Here is a 17825-nt window from a genome sequence, read left to right as displayed (position 1 = left end):
CTCAATTGTACCATAGGAAAAACTACGCCATGTGAATTCTTTAAACAGTCAAGATCTCAGATCCGTTCTTGGTTACAATTAAGGTGTGTTCTGAATGCGCGCTTTTTGAACCATCTTTGGTGGTTATCGTGTATCCATCCTTGTGATCGAAAACTATATCTCCCTTGCCCATAGTAATGATCGGCTCTATGGCTATTACCTCTCCTTCTCGCAAGGAAGGACCAAGGTTCCCAAAGAAAACGTTCGTGATACTTGGTTCTTCGTGTATTGACTTGCCAACTCCGTGGCCTCCCAATTCCTGGGGCACGCCAAAACCTTGTTCTTTAACGGTCTGTTCTATGACTTTTGATATCTCTCCTACGCGCACACCGGCACGAACCTTTTTTATGGCCTTATCGAGCGCTTCTCTCGCAGCCACAACCATTCTGTGTTCTCTATCTTTTACCTCTCCCACTTCTACCGTAATAGCACTGTCTGTTATCAGCCCTTTGTGAACTAAACCTACGTCAATAGTAACCAAATCTCCTTCTTTTATGACTCGCGGATCTTCAGTCGGAATTCCGTGTACCACGACGTCGTTTACGGAAACACATATACTGGAAGGAAAGGGTCTGGGCGCTCCAAAAGGAGTATAGTTCAGAAACGCGGGCAGATCTCCGTCCTTAGTACACAATTGATAAGCCAACTCATCCAATTCCACTGTAGAGACACCAGCTTTAGTTTTCTCGGCTAGAACAGAGCGGATTTCGGCAAGGCGCTTGCCTCCCTCTCGCAAGATCTCTTTTTCTTGTTCTGTTTTACAGATCATCTTCGAATGCTTTTTTGATTATACTTCTATGCACCTCTTCAACTGGAAGCTCTCCATCTATATTAATAAATTTATAATCCGGATTATTCTTAAAAAAGTCAACAGCCGGTAGTACAAATTCTTCAAACCAGTCGAGACGTGATTCAATTTTTTCCTCCTCGTCCTCAATTGAACGCAAGTCTGTTTTATTTTTAGACTGCGCGGATCTTTCTAATAACCTCTTCTTTGCTTCTTCACGCGAAATATCAAGAAAAATAAATTTCGGCTTTGGTCTTTCATAAAAACGGAAGGCAGAATCCATAGCAATAGCGTCCTCAATTCTTCGCGGAGTACCGTCAACGATCAAATGTTCATTCCCTTCCAAATTATCAATAAAGAATTGCGTCCAAGTATAGATCTGTAAAAAGCTCGGTTGCAATTTCCCGAGCTCCATTAGTTCTTTTGACCTTTCTTCTGTATACCCTTGCCTTCTCCACAACTCGCGAAGATTGTCTCCCATCACAAGCTCTATCACACCCCTTTCTTTGTCTACCTCTTCCAGATATTGATTCAACATTCGTGTTTGCGTTCCCTTACCACTTCCCGAACTTCCTAGAATAATAAAAGTTTGGAGATCCATAATTAACTCAAGTTAGTTTTTTCTAAAATACTTTCAAATACTTCATCAGGCGTTTTTTCACCGTCTATAGAAACAAGATCATAACGAGAATTTTCTGCAAAAAATTCAAGCGCGGGATTTACATTTTCCTCGTACCAACTAAGACGCTCTTCAATAGCTTCTCTTGTATCATCTGAGCGTCCGCGCTCCAAGAGCCGCCTGACCACCTCTTCTTTGGAAACCTCAAGCTTTATCACAGTTACCGAATCTCGGGCATAAAAATCAAACGCGCTTTCCATTACTTGCGCCTCCAATTTCGTGCGCGGAGAACCCTCAAAAACTATATGCTCGTTGCCCTTTAAGTTCTCTATACACATCTTTGTCCATAACCAAATCGGCAAAAAGACCGGCAATATCTCTCCCCGCGAAAGATAGTCAGCAACGATTTTGTTCGTATAACCTTCTTCTTTCGCAAAATTCCGAAATCCTTCTCCCGTACCAAAAAGAAATACCGGCACTTCCGGATATTCTACTTCCAAATATTCTGTTAGGCGCTGGGCTTGAGTACCCTTTCCGCTCCCTTGGCTTCCGATAAATATTATAGTGTGTTGATTCATACTAGTAGACAGTCTATCTGATCGCGTTATTCAATTCAACTTTCTCGTTGAACTCTATCGCTCAATTTAGAAGAAACTATTTTCTCCATTCTTTTCTTTGCCTCACCAAGTTCTCCATCTCTATTAGAGATAACTTCGTCCGCTTTTTCTCTAAAGGACAATTCATCCTTATAACGCTCTTGTCTTTCTTTCAATTCTTTATCCTCAATGGGTGCGCGTGACTTTATTCTTTTTTCAAAATCACTCCATTCTCCCGCGTCAACATATACCAAATGAAGGTTAGGGCGCGGAAAGATCGACAGTATCGAACGAACTCCTTGAACTTCAACCTCTCTGACCACCACAAGGTCGTCTTTTAAAGGTGACATTATTTCCGATTTAAGAGTTCCGTAAAGATTGCCTCCATATTCAGCCCACTCCAAAAACTCATCGTTATTGATCCTTTCGTTAAATTCCTCTCGAGATATAAAATAGTAAGTCTCGCCATCTTTCTCGCCCGGTCGGATAGCGCGCGTAGTACACGAAACCGGGAAAACCACCTCAGCTTCTTCGGAGAAACGCTTGCGTATATGCGAAAGCAAAGTACCCTTACCGCTTCCGGATGGCCCCATGATGAGAATGAATGTCCCTTCCATTGTGTCTATAGTATACAAAAAAACGTGCCGTGGCACGTTTTGTTTTTAATATTCGCGCATTGAGACCTGCGCATCCACTTTTTTGATGAAGTCCAAAACTACCGAGACAACGATCAGGAGCGCGGTACCGCCGATGGCCAGATTCGGATTACCTGTGATCCCCTGCATAATGAGAGGCAGTACGGCTATAACGCCCAAGAAGGTCGCGCCGACAAAAGTAATTCTTGTCAAAACCGAGCCGATATATTTTTCGGTGGCTGTGCCTGGACGCACTCCAGGAACATATGAACCGCTCTTCTGCAGATTCTCCGCTATAGATTCAGGGTCGAACGTAATAGCCGTATAGAAGTAAGTGAAAAAGAATACCAAACCAAAGTAAAACAACGAGTAGAATATAGCGTTTTGGAATAATTGCGTAGCTTGATCACCAAAAGATGCGAGCGCCGCGTTATCAAGGCCGGAGAGAAAGCCGAACACGAACTGCGGGAACAAAAGTATCGCCAAAGCAAAGATTATGGGCATAACTCCGGCCTGATTTACCTTTAATGGTAGGTAGGTAGAAATTTGACCGGCACTGCGCGCGCCCCCTCGTGCTTGTTTAGAATTAGTGATCGGGATCGGACGCTCCGCCTCAGAGATCGCCACAACTCCAGATACGATAGCAATCGCCGCAAACGCGAAAGCGATGTAAATTGGAAGATCGGCCGGAGTGTAAGTGAAAGCCAACTGTTGAACCGTGGACGGCAAACCGGCAACAATACCGGCAAAAATTATCATTGATACTCCATTACCTATTCCAAATTCTGAGATAAGCTCTCCGACCCACATAATAAGCACCGAGCCGGTGGCCACTATGACTGCGTTCGTAACAAGCTCCGGGATCGAAAGCCCGCTAAGAATACCTTGTTGTTGAAGAAAGATCAGAAATCCAAAAGCCTGGAAAAGAGCTAGTGGAACCGTGATCATACGAGAGATCTGGGAAAACTTGCGACGTCCCGCGTCCCCCTCTTCGTGGTACATCGTTTTAAGCTGGGGAATAACGGTCGTTAGAAGCTGCATACCAATAGAGGCGGTAATGAAAGGACCAACTCCGAGCATAACGATCGAAAGCGATGAAAGTCCGCCACCTGAAAACAGGTTGAGCAAACCTAAGAATTGGTTACCGGACAAAAGAGTAGAAAGTTCCGCCTGATCGATAGCCGGAATCGGTATAGCGGCTAAAACCCGAAATATAAAAAGAGCAAATAATACGAAAAATATTCGCTTTTTTATTTGCGGATCTTTAAACGCTTTCTGGAATGTAACAAAAAAGTTCATACTCTATGAGATCTTACCTCCGGCTTTTTCTATTTTTTCTCTAGCTGTAGTCGATACTTCGATACCTTCTACATTTAATTTTTTGGTAATATCGCCATTGCCAAGAATTTTTACGGCCGGCGCTTTGCCTCCTTGTTTTTTAACAAGACCTTTTTCCATTAAAGAAACTACCGTAACTGCCTCACCCTCCTTGTAGTGCTTTTCTAGAAGAGCCAAATTCACGGGTATTGGTTTTGCTGTGAAGCTAGAGAACCTATAACCGCGCAATTTTGGCATACTCTTGATCTCGTCGCGTATTTCAGGACGAATACGGTGCCCCGCGCGCGCCTTTTGACCTTTGTGACCACGCCCGGAAGTCTTGCCACGCTTGCCTCCACGTCCCAACTGTCGTGACGTTTTATTCGGATGTTTTCTCTCTAGTGAATTTATCTGCATAATTTTTAATATTAAGATCTACTTTGCGTCTCCTCTTTATTCTCACTCTCCTCTGAGGAAGCGGGCTTTTCCTGTCTTTCAACAACCCCAAACTTCTCCAAAGCTTTAACGGTAGCCCGTGCGTTGTTCAGTTTGTTCTTACTACGTGAAATAAGTTTTCCTGATACGTCTTTGATACCGGCAAAATCTAGAACGGTCCTGACTGAGCTACCCGCGACGAGTCCCTTGCCCTTAGAAGGACGCAGTAGAACGTGCGAAGAAGTATACCTTGCTTCCACGTCATGAGGAATAGAACCTTCTTCTGTTCGTTTTATCTTAACCATTGAACTTTTGGCGTCACGAAATGCTTTTTCGATGGCGAGAGCAGTATCAGATGCCTTGCCGATACCGACTCCAACCGATCCTTTTCTATCACCTGCTACCAGTGAAACAGAAAAGCTAAAACGCCTACCTCCTGCTACTACACGCGTAACTCGACGAATTGAAACAATTTTCTGATCAAATTCAGGACGAGGACGATCTCCTTTTTTATTAAAACGCTTTCCTTGTTTTCTGCCTCCACCTCTGCGGTTTTCTGCCCCTTCTTTTGATTGGCGCTTGCTCGGATCTCCGTATCGCGACACTCGCGCGCTATCTTTATTATAGCTCTGAGAGCTAGTTCGTTCTGAGCCTTCTTTACCTTCACTCTTTGGCTTTGGCGAATTGGTTTTTTCAGTCATATCTTCTTTTGTTTTGTCCGTAGTCATCTGCATAAAATCTAAAAAATTAACCCTGCTTCCCGAGCGGTATCAGCGAAAAGCTTAATGTTACCGGTGTAAAGAAAACCACCGCGATCAAAAACTACTTTCTCTATACCTTTTTCCTTCGCCTTTTTCGCTATCTCTTTTGCCACATCCTGTGCTTTTTCTTTGGAAGATTTGTTCTTGATATTAAGGGAGGTTACTCCGATAAGTGTTTCTCCCGCCTCATCATCAACAAGCTGCGCGTAGAACTGTTTATTTGAACGAAAAACAGCAAGGCGAGGACGCTCGGCAGTTCCCATTATTCTCGCACGAATGCGATTATGTCGGTTGAGTCTTTTTTTGTTTCTAAGAGTGGTCATAAAGGTTATACAGATTTCTTACCTTGCTTACGGCGGACATACTCATCTTCATAATGAATTCCTTTGCCTTTGTACGGCTCCGGCTTCCTCATAGACCGGATCGAGGAGGCGAATTGTCCGACAGTCTCTTTGTTGGGACCAGATACCGAAATGACATTTTTTTCAACTGAAACCTCAACGCCTTCCGGTATCGGCATCTTTATAGGATGCGAATACCCGACATTCAAAACCAAGTCGCTACCTTGCATTTCCGCTCGATATCCCACGCCCTCTACTTCTAGTTTCTTCTCAAAGGGATCGTTTACCCCGTCTATCATATTTTTTATGTGCGAGGCAAAAGTACCCCACAGCGCTTGAGTAGGAAGTTCGTCATCGACAGGAGTAACTTTAACCTCACCATCTTCTACCGAAACGTTTACCTTGGGATTCAGAGTCCTCTCCAAAGTTCCCTTTGGCCCCTTAACAACAACAGTATCGCCGTTTAGTTCGACGGTCGTACCATTAGGTATTTTTAATTCTTGTTTTCCTACTCGTGACATATATTTCTCTTACCAGATTGAAAAAAGTATCTCTCCTCCCACTTCTTGTTTTTTGGCCTCCATATCAGTAAGGATGCCTTTGGGGGTTGAAAGGATCGTATTGCCTTTCCCGAATTTGAACGGCTTTATATCTTCATAAGAAGTATACATTCTGCGTGACGGCTTGGACACTCGTTCGGTTTTATTCACTCGAGGTGTTTTGTCGGCACTATACTTGATCCCAACCTCGAGAGTCTTTGAGGTGTTCTTACCTGACGTTTCAACACTTGCAATGTATCCTTCGCGCTCAAGAACTTTGGCTATATTTTCTTTCAGCGACGAAAACGGCACCGTTGTCGTATTCTGACGGGCGTTTCCTGCGTTCTCAATACGCGTTAAAAAGTCTCCAATAGGGTCTGTTACCATGACGATTTTCTAACTCCGGGAATTTTCCCTTCATTTGCAAGTTCTCTAAAGCAGATACGGCAAAGGTCAAAATCTCGCATATAGCCGCGCTTGCGACCGCACTTAAAACAACGCCGCACTACGCGCGTCGAGTGTTTCGGCTTCTTTTGGCTTCGTGCGATTACTGACTTTTTAGCCATAAATTAACTTGCAAATAAATAATTACTAACAAATATAAGTCTTGTTATAAAGACAAAAGTAAAAAGCCCGTGAGCTTTACCACAGAAGATTAGCAAGATAGTAGATTATTGTCAAATGCCTTTTTGACCCCTTGCGATGTTTATGTACCTGCGCAAAATGCTTTATTAAGCGGCTTTTTTCATCTCTTCGTCACCGTCTTCTTCGTCTCCTCCCTCGGCCGCGTCTCGCCTAAGCTCTTCGGGGCTTTTTTCAACCGCGGCGTCCACCAATCTACCTTTAGCTTGGGAGAGTTTACTTTCCTCTTCTTCCTGTTTTTTTCTAACCTCCTCGGGAGTCATATTAACCCCAGCTGGTTTACCAAAGTCTTCGTCCCCGGTTGTGTCCCCCGCTTCTTCTTGTCTTTGTCTCAATTCATCCGCATTCATATCTCCTTCTCTTTCGCTATTTTCATCCTTGATCTCTTCTGAGAGTTCTCTCATTCGCTCTCTCACCTCTTCCGGGGTTTTATTTACGCTAGCTTGCCTTAGATCTTCTTCGTTGTCTTCGAGTTGATCGTTAAAATTTTCCATTTTATATAAACTTTCTTAGTTATAGATCAATCGAACTTATGCTCTCAAAAAGCCCTTAAGTTCGCTATTAACTATTTTTTGCTCTTCTGATCGCTTCCCTTAATTTATCTGTATCGACTCTCTCTGGGTCAAATTCTGGAACTTCTCCGCTCTCTGTTTTATCACCCTCGATAGCCTCCGGACCGCTTTCCGGAGAACTCTCTTCGCTCTCACCTTCTGGATTTTGCGGAAATGATTCTTTGCCTTCCATGGGCTAAATTGTATCACAACCATATGCTTCGATTGTTAACAATTGAGTTAAGTAATAATGACAAAATAAATGCTTCAATCTATAGATTGAAGCATTTATTTCCCTTATTTTAGGCCGTTTTGCGTTGTTTTATTGTTCAGTTTCGGTTTCCTCTTTTTTTATCGGCAAACCTAGGTACTCTAAATACCTCAAAGCTTCTTCGCCGCTCTTTGCGGTTGTCACGATAGTAACTGAAAAACCAAACACATTGCGCAGCTCTTCATCTGACGTCTCGGGAAAAATAGTGTGCTCCCTGACTCCGACAGTATAATTACCCATTTCGTCTACCGATTCGCGAGACAGCCCACGAAAGTCGCGCATACGCGGAATGGCGACATTTATCAGCTTGTCAAAAAACGCCTCCTTCTCGGGTCCGCGCAGAGTGACCTGATAGCCAACCTTGTCGCCTTCACGTACTTTAAAGCTAGCAATGGATTTTTTCGCCTGGCGTGGAGCGGGTTTTTGGCCGGTAATACGAGCCAACCGATCCTCGATAAGTTCAATTTTGTTCTTATCGTCCACTTTACCGATACCGCTTGATATAACTATCTTTTCAATACGCGGAGCCTGCATCTTGTTTTCGTATCCAAGATCACCTTTCAACTCCTCAAATGCCTTGCTTTGTTTTTCTCTTAAAGTCGTTGTCATAATATCTAAATTAGTCTATGTTCTGGCCGCTCTTTTTCGCCACGCGGACCTTTTTGCCCTCCTTGTTCGTAGAGTAGCCTATTCTTGTCGGTTTGTTTTCTTTTGGATCGAGTAGCATTACGTTGGAAACGTCGATCGGTAGAGATTTCTCAATTATCTCCCCACTTTCCCCTTTTTTGCTCGACTTAGCGTGACGCTTCACCACGTTTACACTTTCAACGACAACTTTGTTTCGACGAGGAAAAGCCTCTGTAACTTTTCCGGTTACTCCTTTATCTTTTCCTGAAACCACTGTAACGTTGTCGTTTTTCTTGATCTTCATAGAGGATGAGTTTATCACTAGAGTACTTCTGGGGCAAGCGAAGCGATACGCTGAAATCCTTTTTCGGATATCTCGCGTGGAATAGGCCCAAAGACACGTCCAGCGCGAGGCTCCTTGCCGCCTTTCTCGATTGCCACCACCGCGTTTTCATCGAAGCGAATATATGATCCATCATCACGTCGCATTGGTTTGGCTTGTCTTACAACCACGGCATGCAAAACATCTTTTTTCTTGACTTGCTTGCGTGGTTCCGCTGACTGCACCGACAAAACAACAACGTCACCTATCTGTGCGTATCGCTTCTTTGACCCACCGAGTATCTTGAACACACGGCCGATCTTTCCGCCTGAGTTATCTGTTATTTTTACGAGTGTTTGAGTCTGAATCATAATATTTTTGCTAAATAGGTGACTTCTACTTATCGATCACCTTAAAACGCTTATCTTTGGATATCGGAGCACATTCTTCTATAAAGATAGTATCTCCAACCGAGCGCGTATTACCTACGTCCGCGGCTTTAATACGCCTGCCTATCTTCATATACTTTTTGTACTTTGGATGCTTTACATAACGATTAACCAAAACCACTACCGTGTCTTTCGTTTTGTCCGAAACTACCGTGCCTTTTAGCGTGGTTTTGTTTCTTTTATTTGTTTGTTCCTTTGTCTTTTCCATACGTTTAGTTTATTTCTGAGCTCTGGCGTTTATCTCCGTTAGAATACGAGCCACATCCTTTTTTATCTGATTTCCAAGATTCGTATTGCTGGCCTTGCTCCCGGTCGCGCCAAAACGGTATTCCCGCAGTTCCTCGCGCTTCTCTAAAAGAAGCTTTTTCAGATCGTTGTCTTTCTTTTTTTGTATTTCTTTCATTTTCATAATACTAGCGAGCAACAATTTTTATAGCTACCGGTAATTTGGCTGCTCCTTTACGAAGCGCTTCTCGCGCTACTTCTTCGGTAACTCCGTCTACTTCGAAAAGAACGCGCCCCGGAGTAACTTCGAATTCATACCCCTGCGGATCGCCTTTACCTTTACCCATACCTACCTCGGGTGGTTTCTCGGTATAGGGTCGGTCGGGAAAAACACGGATCCACATACGCCCTGTTTTGCCGATAGTTCGCGATATAATCTTTCGCGCCGCTTCTATTTGAAAAGATCGGATTCGCCCATAATCCACCGACTTCATTCCGTGAGAACCAAAATCAATGTCTATTCCACGGCTAGCCACTCCCGTTTTCTCAGGGTGCTTGCGCTGTTTTTGCCACTTTCTGAACTTTACTTTCTTAGGGAATAACATAAGCGTATTAATTATCGTGAGCTCTCTTTATCTTCTTCAAATACCTCACCGCGATATATCCAGACCTTAATACCAAGCGTTCCTTGGGCTATTCCGGCTCGAGTCTCGGTGAAATCAATGTCTGAGCGAAAAGTCTGAAGAGGAACTCGACCCTTCATTATTTCTTCAGTTCTTGCCATGTCAGCTCCGCCAAGACGACCGGCTACGCGAATACGAACGCCCAGAACGTTTCGATTCGCCATTACTTTATCTGCTGTCTGTTTCAACACACGTCGAAACGGCAGACGGCGCTCAAGTCCTTCACGTACCATCTCCGCTACTATGCCGGCGTCGGACTCAGGAGATTTGATCTCTTCGACATCAATTCGTACTTCTTCGGGAATATTAGATTCTGCTTTCCGTAGAGCTTTTATTAAAGATGTTTTTAGCTTTTGTATCTCTTCTCCGTTTCGGCCTATTATAAGACCGGGGCGTGAAGTTTTTACTATTACGCGAAGAACTTTTTCACTGCGCTCAATATCTACTGAAGAAACATACAACCCACGCAACTTTTTTTCAAGGTGCTCACGAATAACCACATCCGAGCGCAAATACTCGGGATATGATTTCTTTGAACCGAACCAGCGTGATTTCCAATCACGGATAATTCCAATTCTATGTGCGTATGGGTGTACAGTGTGTGTCATAAAATTCTATTTTTTCTCGTCAAGCGTTAGATATATGTGCGAAGTGCGTTTTCTGAGCCGAGTTGCCCGACCCCTAGCTCGCGGACGGAATCTTTTAAGAGTGAAACCCTCGTCTACGCGAACTTCGCTCACATATAGATCTTCCGGCTTTTTATTATCATTGTGGCGCGCGTTAGCTACTGCCGAATCTATCAATTTATTTAGTGTCTGACTGGCTCGCTTGGGCGTAAACTCAAGCGTTCTCTGCGCTTCGTCCGCCCGCTTACCACGAATCAAATCAGCTAGAAGTCTGACTTTGCGGGGAGATTGTCTGTAGTTTTTTAGATTTGCTTTCATATTCATCAGTCAAACTTACTTTACTCCGTGGCTTTAGCCGCTTTGGCGGCCGCGATCTCGGCTTCGCGTTTCTTTATTTCAAGCTCTTTCTGCATCTTACCTCCGTGCCTGTAGAATTTGCGCGTTGGAGCGAATTCGCCAAGTCTATGACCGACCATTTCTTCCGTAACGAGAACTTCTATATGATCTTTCCCGTTATGTACACCAAATGTAAACCCTACCATCTCCGGAGATATCTGAGAGTTCCGAGCCCAAGTTTTTACTACTTTGACATCAGACGGCTTCTTCCCCTCGATTTTCTTGAGGAGCTTTTCGTCTACATATGGTCCTTTTTTAAGTGATCGTGTCATAACGTTTGCAAATACTATAGAAAAGAGGTGCTTATGTCAAATAAGACCTATTTTGAGCGCCTCTTAGACTTTCTCTTGTTTATGATCAATCTATCGGAATACTTTTTAGGGGTACGCGTTTTCTGCCCCAGACCGGTTGGCTTGCCCCACTTGGATTTTGCTCGACGCATTCCGCGTCCGGCTCTTCCTTCACCGCCACCATAAGGGTGATCGACAGCATTCATAGCGGAACCTCTAACTGTCGGTCGAACTCCCATATGTCGCGACCTACCGGCCTTACCAACAGTACGCAAACGATGTTCCGGATTCGAAACTTCTCCAACGGTGGCAAAGTTGCGACCCAATACCTTTCTTACCTCTGTTGATGGCATTTTCAAACTCACGTAATCACCCTCTACTGCTATGACCTCGGCGTAATTACCCGCTGAACGGACCAACTTGCCGCCCTGGTTTGGCTTTATTTCTATATTGTAGACAAAAGTACCAACCGGCATTCGTGAAAGCATGGTCCTGTTGCCCGCCTTTATTGGTGCATCCTTTGAGACAACAAGATCCTGGCCGACCTTCACGTTTTTGGGTGCCAGGATGTACCGCTTCTCTCCATCTGCGTAAACCACTAGAGCAATAAATCCGCTTCTGTTTGGATCATATTCCAAAGACTCGATCTTTGCCGGAATGTCGTGCTTATCAAAAATCCAGTCGATCTCGCGAGTTTTTCTCTTGTGTCCACCGCCTTTGTGCCGTGAAGTTAATCGCCCTTGATGATTGCGTCCAACTGATCGCTTATAACCTTTTGTCAATTTCTTGGCGGGCTTGGCTCCACTCAAAACCTTCCCGGTTGAAACTACGGTCATATGTCGGCGAGCTGGACTGGTTGGTTTATAGGATTTCATAATTAAAATACAAACTTAAAATATTTAAAGAATATCAAGCGTTTCCCCTTCTTTCATATACACGTAGGCCTTTTTCAGCCCCTTTTTGACACCCATTCCGCCACGACGACGTACTTGCTTGTCGGCTTTTCGGGCGATCCTTACTTTTTGCGGTGTCTTTTTGTACGTTTGCTTGACGGCTTCACGAACTTTGTGCTTGTTCGCGTCTTCAGCGACCACAAAAACATATACCCCGTCGTCGGTGGCTATAGCCGCTTTTTCGGTAACGTGAGGACGGAGGATAACCGACCCTGGGTTAAAAGAATTTAGGACCGGCTGGAGTACAGCACTATCCTTACTCTGAGATTTACTTGCCTCAGTTTTGTCTACTTCTGTCGCACTCTTGTCCTTTTCTTCAGTTTTCGCTTTTCGTCCAAACAAAGGCATAATTAATTGTTTTTACTCTTGAGAAATTCTATAGATCTCTCAGGATCAGTGATCACTATATACTTGTAATTCAACACGTCAAGCGCGCTCAGATTCTCTACTTCGTGGGCACTTACCGTAGGAATGTTCTTAAAGCTTCGCTTTATTTCAGCGGACGCGTCTCCCAACGCTATGAGCGCAGCATTACCTTTTTTCCGAGAAATTCCTTCTAACCCTTTCACCTTGGACAATGTATCCACTATATTCTTTGCTTCTTTGGTTTTTCCTTCTGAGTCCAACTCGGACAAAGACTCGAGAAAAACGATCTCGCCATCGACGAGCTTCCTCGAGAGAATGGTAAAGAGAGCTTTCGACCTCATCTTTTTATTGATCTTCTTTGTGTAGTCCTTCCCCTTTAGCGGGCCGTGTGTAACCCCACCGCCTATCCAAAGAGGGCTACGGATTGAACCGTGTCGCGCGTTTCCGGTGCCTTTCTGGCGCCAAGGCTTGGCTCCACCACCTCGGACTTCATTTCTTCCTTTGGCGTGTGCTACGGGAGTGCGTCTGTTTGACTGTATGGAAGTAACTACCTGGTGCACCAAATCGGCGTTCCAAGGAAGTCCGAAGATCTCTTCTGGTAAAGTCGCGCTACCTTTCTTTTCTCCTTTGGCTGTATAAATATCCGCTTTCATACCTATGCAGTTATCTTAATAAGGGTTCCCTTGCGTCCGGGGACGGCTCCCTTTACATAAATCAAATTATTATCCGTGTCAACTTTCACAACCGAAGCTTTCTTAACGGTGATCGTGTCAGATCCCATTCGTCCGGGCATTTTGGTACCCTTGAGTACGCGCTGTGGACCGGTTGCTCCGATAGATCCCGCTTCTCGTTCCGAGTGCTTTTGACCGTGACTTCGAGGTCCACCGGCAAATTTGTGTCGCTTCACAACTCCTTGGAAGCCCTTACCTTTGCTAACTCCGGTGAGACGAACCTTGTCACCGGTCTCAAACTGATCCAGTGAAACACTATCACCTTCTTTTACCGCTACTTCCTCCGACTCGGGCAGTCTAAACTCCCTTAAATAACGAAAGTTACCCAACCCTTTGAATTGACCCTTTTCCGGCTTGGAGATGTTCTTTTCTTTTTTCTCTCCTGAGCCGATCTGCACGGCTACATACCCGTCTCGATCTTTCTCACGAATGCGAGTAACCACCGCCGGCTCAGCTTTGATGACCGTAACAGGTGTCATGCTCCCACTCTCGAGAAAGAGCTGAGTCATATTTTCTTTTGTTCCTAGGATAAATTTCATTATTTTCTGTATTAGCCAAGCGATAGATCAAAGATCTATCAAAAATCAGGCACTTTTAGAGAAAAGTAAGGTTTACGCAATAAGTTTGAACAAACCAGACCGCTCGCTCTAGATCATCTTTACGTCGATGGAAATACCAGACGGGAGCGAAAGATTCGTCAATGCTTCGATCACCTTACCCGACGGCTCGAGAATGTCAATAAGTCGGCGGTGCGTTCGCATTTCATATTGCTCACGCGAGTCTTTGTGTACGAACGAAGAACGATTGACCGTGTACTTCTTGGTGTTGGTAGGCAGAGGAACCGGACCGCGAACTTTTGCGTCGTAACGTACCGCGGTATCGATTATCTGGCGGACCGAATTATCAAGAATTTTGGATTCGTACGCTTGTACTTTGATCCGCAATCGCTCCACGCCTTCCGGATTAGCTCCTTTTTTTGCTCCTTCTTTGGTTTCCTTTTTTGTTTTGGTTGACTCTGCCATAAATAGGATAAGTGTCTATCTTACGAGTTGATCTTGGTTACAACTCCGGCTCCAACTGTCTTGCCACCCTCTCGGATAGCGAAACGCTGTTGCTCTTCGAGAGCTACCGGCGCTACCAACTTAACTTTGAAGGTAACGGTATCTCCCGGCATAACCATCTCGGTTCCTTCCGGCAGAGTAACATCTCCGGTTACGTCCGTAGTTCTGATATAGAACTGCGGCTTGTATCCGGTGAAGAAAGGCGTGTGACGTCCTCCTTCTTCTTTGTTGAGGATATATACTTCAGCTTCAAAGTCATCGTGCGGAGTAACAGAGCCCGGATGCGCGAGTACTTGACCGCGAGTTACATCGTCTTTTTTCAATCCGCGAAGAAGGATACCGGCGTTGTCACCAGCCATTCCCTCTTGAAGCTGTTTGTTGAACATTTCTACACCGGTAACTGTGGTCTTTTGGGTGTCTTTGAGTCCGACAATTTCGATCTCTCCTCCTACCTTTACTACTCCTCTTTCAATTCTACCGGTTACAACCGTACCTCGTCCTTCAATCGAGAAGATGTCTTCAACCGGCATAAGGAATGGCTTGTCAGTTTCTCTCTCGGGGGTAGGAATGTATTCATCAAGAGCGCTTACTAGCTCTAGTATTTTTTGTACCCATTCATCATCCTCGGAATCAGCTTCGAGTGCTTTCAAAGCGGAACCTCGAACAATAGGAGCGTTTTCTCCGTCAAATTCTTGTTCGGTAAGGAGCTCACGCACCTCTTCTTCTACGAGGTCAACTAGATCATTGTCCTCAACCATGTCGCACTTGTTAAGGAATACTATGATCTTAGGTACACCAACCTGCTTCGCGAGAAGGATGTGTTCGCGAGTCTGTGGCATAACTCCGTCCGTAGCCGCTACAACAAGAATGGCGCCGTCCATCTGTGCGGCTCCAGTGATCATGTTCTTAATATAGTCGGCGTGTCCGGGAGCATCTACGTGAGCGTAGTGCCTATTCTCTGATTCGTATTCAGAGTGGTGAATCGAGATAGTAATACCTCGAGACTTTTCTTCTGGACTTTTGTCCAAGTCCTCCACTGAAACTTGCTTCTTGGCAAGTCCTTTCATATGAAGGGTGTGTGTAATTGCTGCGGTAAGAGTTGACTTACCGTGGTCAACGTGTCCGATGGTACCTACGTTGACGTGTGGTTTACTCCTATCAAATTCTTCTGCCATAACGTTTTATTTATTTTGAGTTAATTTAACTCGTTTTAATCTAATAATGTAGAGAGGATAATGCGTGAGCGTGACTAGCCTTTCTACACTATTTAGCTTTCTTCTAATAATTTTACGAATTACCCGCTAGGTAACGCCTGCTATTATACCAAATAACAGCAAACAAAAACAGCGCTACATACGCGTTAGAGGTATACTAGCGAAAGCTCTATTAGAAGTCAAGAAAAATTATTTTATCTAAATTAAATTCAAATTACATTGACTTATACGAAAAAATATGGCTAAATAATAGCTAGAGACAAAGCCCTGCCCCGAAAGAAAACTCAGAGAAAAATTCTCTCGATACGAAAAAAAAAGGAGAAGGACTTAAATGATCCAAGATCTGGAGAAAGAACTGCTTGAAAATAAAGTAAAAAGTCTAAAGTCTGAGATAGGTATCCTCGAAAGTAGGATCGAGGAGCTCGAAAGGGACGACCTGACAGGCGTCCTTCGGCGCAAACCTTGGGAAGAAAAGGTACGCGAGAAACTTCGCAGGCAATCTCAAGTGATCTGCATGGTCGATATGGACGGTCTGAAGATCGTCAACGACCGCCACGGGCACGTTTACGGTGATATGTTGATCCGACTGCTTGCAAAAGCATTCGAGCACAACATAAAGCGTGAAGACCTGGTAGGCAGGTACGGAGGCGACGAGTTCGTCTTGGCACTCACAACTGAGGGAATGGAGAATACAGAAAAAGAGGTCAGGAAGATATTCAAACGAATTGCCGCCCTTTTTTCCAAAACCGCCAGCCAATACTTTCAAAATGAATTCGATGGGGAAATTGACCACTGCTTTGGTTTCTCTTACGGATTCGTGTTCGTTCCCAAAGGATTGCACAGCCTAGAGGCGATCTACATTGCAGCAGACAACATGCTCATAAAGGAAAAGAAGTCCAAGCGAACTTCCCGTTTAACTTAACGGGAAGTTTTTTATTTTCTAAACCGACCCGAAAAAACAGGGAATTTTTCTTTTCCTACTCGGTTCTGTACAATAGAAGAGGAAATTAATAAGAAGGAGGAATCATGAGAAGATACTTAGACCTGCTCGAGGACGTATACAAAAACGGAGAAGACAGAGATGGCAGGAATGGCAACACACGTTCTCTTTTCGCGCTTCAATTCCGAGCGAATCTCCGAGATTCTTTCCCCGCCCTCACGACTAAAAAGCTGGCATTCAAGGCGGTAGCCTCAGAGTTGCTTTGGTTTTTAGAAGGATCAAACGACGATAATCGACTCAAAGAGATCGCGGGCAAAGATAAAACCATCTGGACGGCTAACGCCGAAGCTGACTACTGGCAACCAAAAGCGCAATTCCCGGGAGATCTCGGGCGTATTTATGGTGTTCAGTGGAGAAGCTGGAGAGATCCGGAAGGTGGTGAGATCGACCAACTAAAAGACGTATTGGAGTCGATCAAAAACAACCCCCACAACAGGCGACATGTCGTAACGGCGTGGAATTCGGCGGAGACCGGCAAGATGGCATTGCCTCCCTGCCATATGCTCTTTCAGTTCTACGTAAGTAACGGCAAGATCTCGCTTGCGATGACACAGCGCAGTGGAGATATGTTCCTTGGCGTTCCTTTCAACATAGCAAGCTATGGCTTGCTTCTTTCTATGGTTGCTCAAGTTTGCAACCTAGAGCCGGATGAATTGGCGATCACGATCAATGACGCCCACATCTACCACGATCACTTCGAGGCAGTGGAGGAGCAATTGAAAAGAGAACCGCTCCCCCTTCCCAAGCTTTGGCTCAATCCGGAAGTCAAAGAAATCGACGGCTTCTCTATGGATGACTTTAAGCTCGTCGACTACGAGCATCATCCGCCGATTAAGGCAGAAATGGTGGTATGACGTTGAATATCATAGCCGCGTTCACGAAAAAAGACCGAGTACTGGGAAAAGACGGCCGTATGCCGTGGAATATTCCCTCTGACCTTAAGCGCTTCAAAAGACTGACTACCGGGCACCCAGTAATAATGGGGCGGAGAACTTACGAATCTATTGGGCGATCACTTCCCAATAGAACGAACATCGTGGTTTCAGGCGAAATGTACGGCAACGGACGTAACTTTACCGTCGCTCGCACTCCGAGTGAAGCCATAAGTAAAGCCAGAGAGAACGAAGGCAGTGATGAGGTTTTCATCATCGGCGGACAGGAGGTCTACCGAGCCACACTGCACAAAGCCGATCGTTTGTACCTTACGATCATCGAGGAAGAATTCGAAGGAGATGTTTTCTTCCCGAATTTCAACGAAAAAGAATTCAGATTAGTAGAGAAAGAGGAGGGGTCAGAAAACGGATACAACTTCACTTTCTTGACGCTAGAAAGAAAATAGTCACTATACA

At 44.7% G+C, this 17825-nt stretch carries 31 protein-coding genes; 3 read left to right on the top strand and 28 right to left on the bottom strand.

Annotated features, from left to right (window positions below):
- Positions 1–40 precede the first annotated feature (40 nt).
- The 28 genes from map to tuf all read right to left on the bottom strand — a co-directional run bounded on the left by map (position 41) and on the right by tuf (position 15437).
- Positions 41–808: a type I methionyl aminopeptidase gene (gene map, locus U5L75_03760; GenBank protein MDZ7726669.1), complete on the bottom strand. Its 768-nt coding sequence runs from the start codon at positions 806–808 to the stop codon at positions 41–43.
- Positions 798–1427, bottom strand: a complete 630-nt coding sequence (locus U5L75_03755) for a nucleoside monophosphate kinase (protein MDZ7726668.1) — start codon at positions 1425–1427, stop codon at positions 798–800. Before U5L75_03755 ends, map begins: the two co-directional genes overlap by 11 nt.
- A gap of 2 nt (positions 1428–1429) precedes the next feature.
- Positions 1430–2023, bottom strand: a complete 594-nt coding sequence (locus U5L75_03750) for a nucleoside monophosphate kinase (GenBank protein ID MDZ7726667.1) — start codon at positions 2021–2023, stop codon at positions 1430–1432.
- A gap of 35 nt (positions 2024–2058) precedes the next feature.
- Positions 2059–2658: a hypothetical protein gene (locus U5L75_03745; GenBank protein ID MDZ7726666.1), complete on the bottom strand. Its 600-nt coding sequence runs from the start codon at positions 2656–2658 to the stop codon at positions 2059–2061.
- A 45-nt stretch (positions 2659–2703) separates the two neighbouring features.
- A complete protein-coding gene (gene secY, locus U5L75_03740; protein MDZ7726665.1) occupies positions 2704–3975 on the bottom strand; it encodes a preprotein translocase subunit SecY in 1272 nt (423 codons plus the stop codon).
- 3 nt (positions 3976–3978) lie between these two features.
- Positions 3979–4410 (bottom strand): uL15 family ribosomal protein, encoded by a 432-nt coding sequence (locus U5L75_03735; GenBank protein MDZ7726664.1) that lies wholly within the window; start codon positions 4408–4410, stop codon positions 3979–3981.
- 11 nt (positions 4411–4421) lie between these two features.
- Complete coding sequence (locus tag U5L75_03730) at positions 4422–5156, bottom strand: 30S ribosomal protein S5 (GenBank protein ID MDZ7726663.1); 735 nt, start codon at positions 5154–5156, stop codon at positions 4422–4424.
- Positions 5157–5167: 11 nt separating this feature from the next.
- Entirely contained in the window at positions 5168–5512 is a 345-nt protein-coding gene (gene rplR / locus U5L75_03725; GenBank protein MDZ7726662.1) for a 50S ribosomal protein L18, read from the bottom strand.
- Between the two features lie 5 nt (positions 5513–5517).
- A complete protein-coding gene (gene rplF / locus U5L75_03720) occupies positions 5518–6051 on the bottom strand; it encodes a 50S ribosomal protein L6 (protein ID MDZ7726661.1) in 534 nt (177 codons plus the stop codon).
- 9 nt (positions 6052–6060) lie between these two features.
- Complete coding sequence (gene rpsH / locus U5L75_03715) at positions 6061–6456, bottom strand: 30S ribosomal protein S8 (protein MDZ7726660.1); 396 nt, start codon at positions 6454–6456, stop codon at positions 6061–6063.
- Positions 6450–6635 (bottom strand): type Z 30S ribosomal protein S14, encoded by a 186-nt coding sequence (locus U5L75_03710; GenBank protein ID MDZ7726659.1) that lies wholly within the window; start codon positions 6633–6635, stop codon positions 6450–6452. The genes rpsH and U5L75_03710 overlap by 7 nt, the downstream gene beginning before the upstream one ends.
- Positions 6636–6800: 165 nt before the next feature.
- Positions 6801–7205, bottom strand: a complete 405-nt coding sequence (locus tag U5L75_03705) for a hypothetical protein (GenBank protein MDZ7726658.1) — start codon at positions 7203–7205, stop codon at positions 6801–6803.
- Positions 7206–7272: 67 nt separating this feature from the next.
- Positions 7273–7455 (bottom strand): hypothetical protein, encoded by a 183-nt coding sequence (locus tag U5L75_03700; protein ID MDZ7726657.1) that lies wholly within the window; start codon positions 7453–7455, stop codon positions 7273–7275.
- Between the two features lie 129 nt (positions 7456–7584).
- Positions 7585–8142, bottom strand: a complete 558-nt coding sequence (gene rplE / locus U5L75_03695; protein ID MDZ7726656.1) for a 50S ribosomal protein L5 — start codon at positions 8140–8142, stop codon at positions 7585–7587.
- A 10-nt stretch (positions 8143–8152) separates the two neighbouring features.
- Positions 8153–8464: a 50S ribosomal protein L24 gene (gene rplX, locus U5L75_03690; protein MDZ7726655.1), complete on the bottom strand. Its 312-nt coding sequence runs from the start codon at positions 8462–8464 to the stop codon at positions 8153–8155.
- Positions 8465–8481: 17 nt separating this feature from the next.
- Positions 8482–8853, bottom strand: a complete 372-nt coding sequence (gene rplN / locus U5L75_03685; GenBank protein MDZ7726654.1) for a 50S ribosomal protein L14 — start codon at positions 8851–8853, stop codon at positions 8482–8484.
- 25 nt (positions 8854–8878) lie between these two features.
- Entirely contained in the window at positions 8879–9139 is a 261-nt protein-coding gene (rpsQ, locus tag U5L75_03680) for a 30S ribosomal protein S17 (protein ID MDZ7726653.1), read from the bottom strand.
- Positions 9140–9148: 9 nt separating this feature from the next.
- Complete coding sequence (gene rpmC, locus U5L75_03675) at positions 9149–9334, bottom strand: 50S ribosomal protein L29 (GenBank protein ID MDZ7726652.1); 186 nt, start codon at positions 9332–9334, stop codon at positions 9149–9151.
- Positions 9335–9344: 10 nt separating this feature from the next.
- Positions 9345–9761, bottom strand: a complete 417-nt coding sequence (gene rplP / locus U5L75_03670) for a 50S ribosomal protein L16 (protein ID MDZ7726651.1) — start codon at positions 9759–9761, stop codon at positions 9345–9347.
- An 11-nt stretch (positions 9762–9772) separates the two neighbouring features.
- Positions 9773–10447 (bottom strand): 30S ribosomal protein S3, encoded by a 675-nt coding sequence (gene rpsC / locus U5L75_03665; protein MDZ7726650.1) that lies wholly within the window; start codon positions 10445–10447, stop codon positions 9773–9775.
- A 6-nt stretch (positions 10448–10453) separates the two neighbouring features.
- Positions 10454–10789, bottom strand: coding sequence for a 50S ribosomal protein L22 (rplV, locus tag U5L75_03660; GenBank protein ID MDZ7726649.1), 336 nt, complete (start codon positions 10787–10789; stop codon positions 10454–10456).
- Positions 10790–10803: 14 nt separating this feature from the next.
- On the bottom strand, positions 10804–11133 hold the full coding sequence (rpsS, locus tag U5L75_03655; GenBank protein MDZ7726648.1) for a 30S ribosomal protein S19: 330 nt from the start codon (positions 11131–11133) through the stop codon (positions 10804–10806).
- Between the two features lie 47 nt (positions 11134–11180).
- On the bottom strand, positions 11181–12026 hold the full coding sequence (gene rplB, locus U5L75_03650; protein MDZ7726647.1) for a 50S ribosomal protein L2: 846 nt from the start codon (positions 12024–12026) through the stop codon (positions 11181–11183).
- 24 nt (positions 12027–12050) lie between these two features.
- Complete coding sequence (rplW, locus tag U5L75_03645; GenBank protein MDZ7726646.1) at positions 12051–12452, bottom strand: 50S ribosomal protein L23; 402 nt, start codon at positions 12450–12452, stop codon at positions 12051–12053.
- 2 nt (positions 12453–12454) lie between these two features.
- Positions 12455–13123 carry a 50S ribosomal protein L4 gene (rplD, locus tag U5L75_03640; protein ID MDZ7726645.1) on the bottom strand — a complete coding sequence of 223 codons (669 nt, stop codon included), beginning with the start codon at positions 13121–13123 and terminating at the stop codon, positions 12455–12457.
- Positions 13124–13125: 2 nt separating this feature from the next.
- The gene (gene rplC, locus U5L75_03635) at positions 13126–13743 is read right to left on the bottom strand and encodes a 50S ribosomal protein L3 (GenBank protein ID MDZ7726644.1); all 618 of its coding nucleotides are present in this window, start codon (positions 13741–13743) and stop codon (positions 13126–13128) included.
- Between the two features lie 105 nt (positions 13744–13848).
- Complete coding sequence (gene rpsJ / locus U5L75_03630) at positions 13849–14223, bottom strand: 30S ribosomal protein S10 (GenBank protein ID MDZ7726643.1); 375 nt, start codon at positions 14221–14223, stop codon at positions 13849–13851.
- Positions 14224–14243: 20 nt separating this feature from the next.
- Positions 14244–15437, bottom strand: coding sequence for an elongation factor Tu (tuf, locus tag U5L75_03625; protein ID MDZ7726642.1), 1194 nt, complete (start codon positions 15435–15437; stop codon positions 14244–14246).
- A 370-nt stretch (positions 15438–15807) separates the two neighbouring features.
- Between tuf and U5L75_03620 the strand changes: the two genes are divergently transcribed.
- The 3 genes from U5L75_03620 to U5L75_03610 all read left to right on the top strand — a co-directional run bounded on the left by U5L75_03620 (position 15808) and on the right by U5L75_03610 (position 17815).
- Complete coding sequence (locus tag U5L75_03620) at positions 15808–16398, top strand: GGDEF domain-containing protein (protein ID MDZ7726641.1); 591 nt, start codon at positions 15808–15810, stop codon at positions 16396–16398.
- A 104-nt stretch (positions 16399–16502) separates the two neighbouring features.
- Positions 16503–17330 (top strand): thymidylate synthase, encoded by an 828-nt coding sequence (locus tag U5L75_03615; protein ID MDZ7726640.1) that lies wholly within the window; start codon positions 16503–16505, stop codon positions 17328–17330.
- Positions 17327–17815, top strand: a complete 489-nt coding sequence (locus U5L75_03610; GenBank protein ID MDZ7726639.1) for a dihydrofolate reductase — start codon at positions 17327–17329, stop codon at positions 17813–17815. Before U5L75_03615 ends, U5L75_03610 begins: the two co-directional genes overlap by 4 nt.
- Positions 17816–17825 lie beyond the last annotated feature (10 nt).

The sequence above is a fragment of the Candidatus Campbellbacteria bacterium genome (genome assembly GCA_034521025.1).
In the GTDB taxonomy this organism is placed as follows: Bacteria; Patescibacteriota; Minisyncoccia; order Phycocordibacterales; family JAXHMZ01; genus JAXHMZ01.
The sequence above is the reverse complement of the archived record's forward strand: the minus strand, read 5'-3'. Positions and strand labels throughout refer to the sequence as shown.